Source organism: Pseudomonas sp. FW305-25 (assembly GCF_017351415.1).
GTDB classification, from domain to species: Bacteria; Pseudomonadota; Gammaproteobacteria; order Pseudomonadales; family Pseudomonadaceae; genus Aquipseudomonas; species Aquipseudomonas chlororaphis.
In genome coordinates this window covers 21,215-27,944 of record NZ_JACNDE010000056.1, presented here as the reverse complement: position 1 = coordinate 27,944, position 6,730 = coordinate 21,215, and the positions used below count along the sequence as shown (strand labels likewise).

General features: G+C 64.6%; 6 protein-coding genes. 1 reads left to right on the top strand and 5 read right to left on the bottom strand.

Annotated features, from left to right (window positions below; translation table 11 throughout):
- Nucleotides 1-604, bottom strand: a 604-nt coding sequence (locus tag J4E58_RS30320; protein ID WP_207255355.1) for a YgcG family protein, incomplete at its 3' end; no start/stop codon positions are given.
- 73 nt (nucleotides 605-677) lie between these two features.
- Nucleotides 678-1,286, bottom strand: coding sequence for a LemA family protein (locus J4E58_RS30315; RefSeq protein ID WP_062823443.1), 609 nt, complete (start codon nucleotides 1,284-1,286; stop codon nucleotides 678-680).
- A gap of 254 nt (nucleotides 1,287-1,540) precedes the next feature.
- Between J4E58_RS30315 and bglX the strand changes: the two genes are divergently transcribed.
- Entirely contained in the window at nucleotides 1,541-3,862 is a 2,322-nt protein-coding gene (bglX, locus tag J4E58_RS30310) for a beta-glucosidase BglX (protein ID WP_087089172.1), read from the top strand.
- A gap of 136 nt (nucleotides 3,863-3,998) precedes the next feature.
- Here bglX and J4E58_RS30305 read toward each other — a convergent pair whose 3' ends face one another.
- From J4E58_RS30305 to J4E58_RS30295, 3 genes are all read right to left on the bottom strand, one after another.
- Nucleotides 3,999-5,156, bottom strand: a complete 1,158-nt coding sequence (locus J4E58_RS30305; protein WP_053259890.1) for a phosphatidylserine/phosphatidylglycerophosphate/cardiolipin synthase family protein — start codon at nucleotides 5,154-5,156, stop codon at nucleotides 3,999-4,001.
- A gap of 1 nt (nucleotide 5,157) precedes the next feature.
- Complete coding sequence (locus J4E58_RS30300; protein WP_053259889.1) at nucleotides 5,158-5,748, bottom strand: YceI family protein; 591 nt, start codon at nucleotides 5,746-5,748, stop codon at nucleotides 5,158-5,160.
- A gap of 185 nt (nucleotides 5,749-5,933) precedes the next feature.
- Complete coding sequence (locus J4E58_RS30295) at nucleotides 5,934-6,701, bottom strand: IclR family transcriptional regulator (RefSeq protein WP_087089174.1); 768 nt, start codon at nucleotides 6,699-6,701, stop codon at nucleotides 5,934-5,936.
- Between the last annotated feature and the right edge of the window lie 29 nt (nucleotides 6,702-6,730).

The window sequence follows — 6,730 nt, the reverse complement described above, 5'->3', positions numbered from 1 at the left end:
GGCAGACGAAGATCGTCACGATAAACAGCAGCACCAGGAACACCAGGGCGCCGGGATGCCGCTCGAAAAACTCACTGCCGCGCTCGCCGCCACCGTCATAGGCAGCGCTCGGTTCGTCCAGTGGATTGCCGCCCAGCACCAGCAGCATGGCCGATACGCCATCACTGATGCCCTTGCTGAATTGGCCGGCCTTGAAGGCCGGGGTGATGACCTGGTTGATGATCACCGAACTTTGCGCGTCGGTCAGGCGATCTTCCAGGCCGTAACCGACTTCGATGCGCAGCTTGCGATCGTCGCGGGCGACGATCAACAAGGCGCCATTGTTCTTGTCCTTCTGGCCGATGCCCCAGTAGCGCCCCAGCTGATAGCCGAAGTCCTCGATGCTGGTGCCTTGCAGGTCCGGCAGGGTCACGACCACCACCTGCTCGCCGGTGGACTGTTCGTGGGAGGCCAGCTCCTGGGTCAGTTGCTGGCGCACCGCCGGCTCGATCATCTGGGCGTTGTCCACCACCCGCCCGCTCAGCGCCGGGAATTTCAGCTCGGCCTGGGCCGTTATCGCCAACACCCAGAGCAACAGCACCACACCCACTCTCAACACGCGCATTGGAACCTCATCCGTGGTAACGCCGGGGCGGATCCCGCGGTCGCTTGCACGATCCGCGGGTAGCCGCTGCTGATCAGAACTTCACTTGCGGCGCTTTGTCGGCGTCGGGGCTGGTGGCCTCGAAGGTCTCGCGCACCGGCAGGTTGCTGTACATCACGCTGTGCCACAGGCGGCCGGGGAAGGTACGGATCTCGGTGTTGTACTTCTGCACCGCGAGGATGAAATCGCGACGCGCCACGGCGATGCGGTTCTCGGTGCCTTCGAGCTGCGACTGCAGGGCCAGGAAGTTCTGGTTGGCCTTGAGGTCCGGATACCGCTCGGACACCACCATCAAACGGCTCAAGGCGCCGGTCAGCTGGTCCTGGGCCTGCTGGAACTGCTTGAGTTTTTCCGGGTTGTCCAGGGTGCTGGCATCGACCTGGATCGACGTCGCCTTGGCCCGCGCCTCGATCACCGCGGTCAGGGTCTCCTGTTCGTGCTTGGCGTAGCCCTTGACCGTTTCCACCAGGTTGGGGATCAGGTCGGCGCGACGCTGGTACTGGTTCTGGACCTGACCCCAGGCCGCCTTGGCCTGTTCGTCGAGGGTCGGGATGTTGTTGATCCCGCAGCCGCTGAGCAGGCTGCCGAGCAGCAGCAATGCCATCACGGGCCAGCTTGAGCGAAGGCTCTGTCGTACGTTCATGGTGGTGACGCTCCTTGCAACCTAGGGGATGGAACCTGTAACCCTTTGAATCGAGTGCATCGGGCATAATCTGCCGCCACCACTGGATTGCATCGGGCCAATCGGCTAAAAGATGCCCAGCGCGAAAAAGAGTTCAGAAGTGTGCTGCATTTATCCGAACAACAATAGTCGTTCCTTTATTAGCCGCTCTCCCAATTTTCGGCCGCTCGACGCGTACTGATCGCGTCTGTTTTAGGCCCTAGAGAACAATATTCATGAAGAAGCTGTGTTTGCTGGGTTTGCTGATCAGCCTGGCCAGTCACCCTGCCCTCGCCGCCGCCACGCCGGTATCGGCCCAGGAAAAACCCTTTTCGGACGCGGTCCTGCAGAACAAGGACGCTTTCATCGACAACCTGCTCAAGCAGATGACCCTGGATGAAAAGATCGGCCAGTTGCGCCTGATCAGCATCGGTCCGGAAATGCCCCGCGAGCTGATCCGCAAGGAAATCGCCGCCGGGCGCATCGGCGGCACCTTCAACTCCATCTCCCGCCCGGAAAACCGGCCGATGCAGGACGCGGCCATGCGCAGCCGGCTGAAGATCCCGATGTTCTTCGCCTATGACGTGATCCACGGCCACCGCACGATCTTCCCGATCCCCCTGGCCCTGGCGTCGAGCTGGGACATGGACGCCATCGGCCGCTCCGGGCGCATCGCCGCCCAGGAAGCCAGCGCCGACAGCCTGGACATCACCTTCGCGCCAATGGTCGATATCTCCCGTGACCCACGCTGGGGCCGCACCTCCGAAGGCTTCGGCGAAGACACCTACCTGGTCTCGCGCATCGCCAAGGTCATGGTCAAGGCCTACCAGGGCGACAGCCCGAAGAACGCCGACAGCATCATGGCCAGCGTCAAGCACTTCGCCCTGTACGGCGCGGTGGAAGGCGGTCGCGACTACAACGTCGTCGACATGAGCCCGGTGAAGATGTACCAGGACTACCTGCCGCCCTACCGCGCCGCGATCGACGCCGGTGCCGGCGGGGTGATGGTGGCTCTGAACTCGATCAATGGCGTGCCGGCCACCTCCAACACCTGGCTGATGAACGACCTGCTGCGCAAGGAGTGGGGCTTCAAGGGCCTGGCGGTGAGCGACCACGGCGCCATCGTCGAGCTGATGCGCCATGGCGTCGCCAAGGACGGCCGCGAAGCCGCCAAGCTGGCGATCAAGGCCGGCATCGACATGAGCATGAACGACTCGCTGTACGCCAAGGAGCTGCCGGGGCTGATCAAGTCCGGCGACGTCAGCCAGCGCGACCTGGACAACGCCGTGCGCGAAGTGCTGGCCGCCAAGTACGACATGGGCCTGTTCGCCAACCCGTACCTGCGCATCGGCAAGGCCGAAGAAGACCCGGCCGACACCAACGCCGAAAGCCGCCTGCACCGCAGCGATGCCCGCGATGTGGCGCGCCGCAGCCTGGTGCTGCTGAAGAACGCCAATGAAACCCTGCCGCTGAAAAAGGCCGGCAAGATCGCCCTGGTCGGTCCGCTGGCCAAGGCGCCGATCGACATGATGGGCAGTTGGGCCGCCGCCGGCGTGCCGGCGCAATCGGTCACCCTGTTCGACGGCATGAGCCGCGCCCTGGGCGACCAGGCACAACTGATCTACGCCCGTGGCTCGAACATCACCGCCGACAAGGCGGTGGTCGACTACCTGAACTTCCTCAACTTCGATGCCCCGGAAGTGGTGGACGACCCGCGCCCGGCCCAACAGTTGATCGACGAAGCGGTGAAGGCCGCGCAGCAGGCTGACGTGGTGGTGGCGGCGGTGGGCGAATCGCGGGGCATGTCCCACGAATCCTCCAGCCGTACCGACCTGCACATCCCGGCCAGCCAGCGCGAGCTGATCAAGGCCCTCAAGGCCACCGGCAAGCCGCTGGTGCTGGTGCTGATGAACGGCCGGCCACTGGCGCTGCTCGACGAGAACGAACAGGCCGACGCGATCCTGGAAACCTGGTTCAGCGGCACCGAAGGCGGCAACGCCATCGCCGATGTGCTGTTCGGCGACTACAACCCGTCCGGCAAGCTGCCGATCACCTTCCCGCGTTCGGTGGGGCAGATCCCGACCTACTACAACCACCTGACCATTGGCCGGCCGTTCACCCCGGGCAAGCCGGGCAACTACACCTCGCAGTATTTCGACGACATCACCGGTCCCCTGTTTCCGTTCGGGTATGGCCTGAGCTACACCACCTTCAGCCTGTCGGACATGGCCCTGTCGTCGACCACCCTGAACAAGAGCGGCAAGCTCGACGCCAGCGTGACCCTGAAAAATACCGGTAAGCGCGACGGTGAAACCGTGGTGCAGCTGTATATCCAGGACGTCGCCGGCTCCATGATCCGCCCGATCAAGGAACTGAAAAACTTCCAGAAAGTGCAGCTCAAGGCCGGCGAACAGAAGGTCATCCACTTCAGCATCAGCGAAGACGACCTGAAGTTCTACAACGCCCAACTCAAGTACGCCGCGGAACCGGGCGAGTTCAAGGTCGAGATCGGCCTGGACTCCCGGGACGTCAAGCAACAGAGCTTCGAACTGCTGTAACCCTCCCCCTCGGCCTCGCTCCTGCCGTAGGAGCGAGGCTTGCCCGCGAAGCGATCCACCTGCCCCACCTCACCGCCCATTTCGCCAGCAAGCTTGGCTCCTACAGAAGCCAAAGCCGCGCCGGGCCGGGCCGGGTTCAGTCGCGGCGATTGAGCAGGTTGACCACCAGCCGGTCCACCCAGCCCCAGATCCGCTGCTTGACCCGCCGCCACAGCGGGCGGTTCTTCCAGGCTTCGAGGCTGACTTCCTGGCTCTGGTCGAAGTCGGCGAGAAAGCTTGCAACCACCGCATCGGTGAGCGGCAAGTCGAGGGCTTCGAGGTTGGCCTCGAGGTTGAAGCGCAGGTTCCAGTGATCGAAGTTGCACGAGCCGATGCTCACCCAATCGTCGATCAGCACCATCTTCAGGTGCAGGAAACGCGGCTGGTATTCGAAGATCTTCACCCCGGCCCGCAGCAGGCGCGGGTAATAACGATGCCCGGCATAACGCACCGACGGGTGATCGGTGCGCGGCCCGGTCAGCAGCAGGCGCACGTCCACCCCGCGCCCGGCGGCGCGGCGCAGGGAGCGGCGGACCTTCCAGGTCGGCAGGAAATACGGGGTCGCCAGCCAGATTCGCCGTTGCCCGCTGTTCAGCGCGCGCACCAGCGATTGCAGAATATCCCGGTGTTGCCGGGCGTCGGCATAGGCCACCCGGCCCATGCCCTCGCCCTGGGCCGGCACCCGCGGCAGGCGTGGCAAGCCGAAGTTCGACGCCGGCTTCCAGGCGGTGCGATAGCGGTTGGCGATCCACTGCCGGTCGAACAGCATCTGCCAGTCGAGCACCAGCGGGCCGCTGATCTCCACCATGACTTCATGCCAGTCGCAGCTGTCTTGCAGCGGGTTCCAGAATTCATCGGTCACCCCGGTGCCGCCGACCACCGCCAGTTCCTGATCCACCAGCAACAGTTTGCGGTGGTCGCGATACAGGTTGCGCACCCCGCGGCGCCAGCTCAGACGATTGTAGAAGCGCAGTTCGACCCCGGCGCCCGTCAGGCGCTGGCGCAGGCCCAGGGTGAAGGCCAGGCTGCCGTAGTCGTCGAACAGGCAACGCACCCGCACCCCGCGCTCGGCGGCCTGGGTCAGGGCCTGGACCATGGCCTCGGCGCAGGCGCCCGCCTCCACCAGGTACAGCTCCAGTTCCACCTGTTCACGGGCCCGGGCGATCGCCACCAGCATCCGCGGGAAAAAACTCGGACCGTCGATCAGCAACTCGAAGCGATTGCCTTCACGCCAGGGAAAGACCGCGCCCGCCATATCAGCGCGCCGTGAAGATCAGCACCGCACCCACCGGCACCGACAGACTGATCGCCGACAGGCCGGCCGCCTTGCGCAGGGTTTCGAGCCCCGGCACCAGGTCGAAATCGGCGGCGTTGAGCACCAGCGGCTCCAGGGTCACCACCTGGAAGCGCCGATCGTCCAGCCGCGTGGCCAGGAGCTCGGCGCTGTATTCGTGCTGTTTGCCGTGCAGGGTGACGTTGACCGGCAGACGCAGTTCGATCTGCGCGCCGGGCGCCAGGTCGTTGATCGGGCGCAGGTTGATCTGTGCGTTGATCAGGGCATCCGGATGCCGCTCGATTTCGAACAGTTCCTTGCGCATGCGCTCGTCGCGCAGCGGAATCCCGCTGTTGATCGAGTCCAGCTCGACTTCCAGCTGCGCCATGCCCTTGGCGTCGACCTTGCCGTGCAGGACCAGGAAACGATGGACTTCGGAAACATTGGCGTTTTTGGTGGTGACGAACGACAGGCGCGAGGACTCGTTGTCCAGGTACCAGTTGGCCTGGGCCGGCCAGGCCGCGCAGGCCAGCAGCAAAGCGCCCAGGGCTTTGGGGAAAGAAGCGTTGAACATGGAAGACTCATGGGGTCGAGAAATCTGAGCCGAACCTTAACCGGCCCGCGCGCGCTTGCAAACAGCGACCAGCCCCGAACGGTGAATTCCGTAGCCGCTGGCGCAGGCTGCGAAAGACCCGCAGGACCTCCTACGCCCGCGAGAATGTCACGGCCGTGCCGGCCGATTGCAGCCTGCGGCAGCGGCTACAGGCTGCGCTCGACATCGTGGACAGTCGCCGCGAGGCTGTCCAGGTGCAAACTCAGCACCCGCTCCACCGGCGCCTGGTCCATCGGCCAGTGCAGGGCCATGCTGCCCACCAGCCGGCCCTGGTCACGAATCGGCAAGGCCACGGCGCGGATCAGGAACGGCAGCCGCACCGGGTACTCCCAATAGCCCTCGGTGCGCTGGCCGAACCCCTGATGCTGGGATTGTTCGCAGGCGCGGTACTGGTCCTCCTGGGGCACCCGCTCGCGGACGGCCAGGCGCTGGACCTGCTCGTGATCCAGTTCAGCCAGGCAAGCCTTGCCCATCGCCGAATGGAACAGGCTCGAATAGTGGCCGACGATCTGGCAGTTATGCGGATAACGCTTGCGCAGCACTGCCGGGATCGAGCTTTCCATGACTTCCAGGCGCTCGCCGTCGAAACACGACAGGTCGACCACCAGCCCGGTGCGCTCGCTCAACGCCTGCAACCAGGGCGCGGCACGCTCCACCAACTGCCGTTTGAAGCGTTGCTGCTGGTCGCCGAACAGCCGCCTGGCGCACAGCCGGTAACGCCGGTCGCTCAGGCCGCGATAGATCCAGCCCTGTTCCTGCAACGTCAGGAGCATGCGCGACACCGTGGCCTTGGGCAGCGCCGTCAGGTAGTGCAGCTCCTCCAGGCCCAGGGCCTGGTGCTGGCCCAGCAGTTCGACGATCGCCAACGCCCGTTCGACCGAACGCACACTGCTGGTTTCTACCTTGCTGGCCATATGCCGACCTCCCTGATAAGCGGATGGAT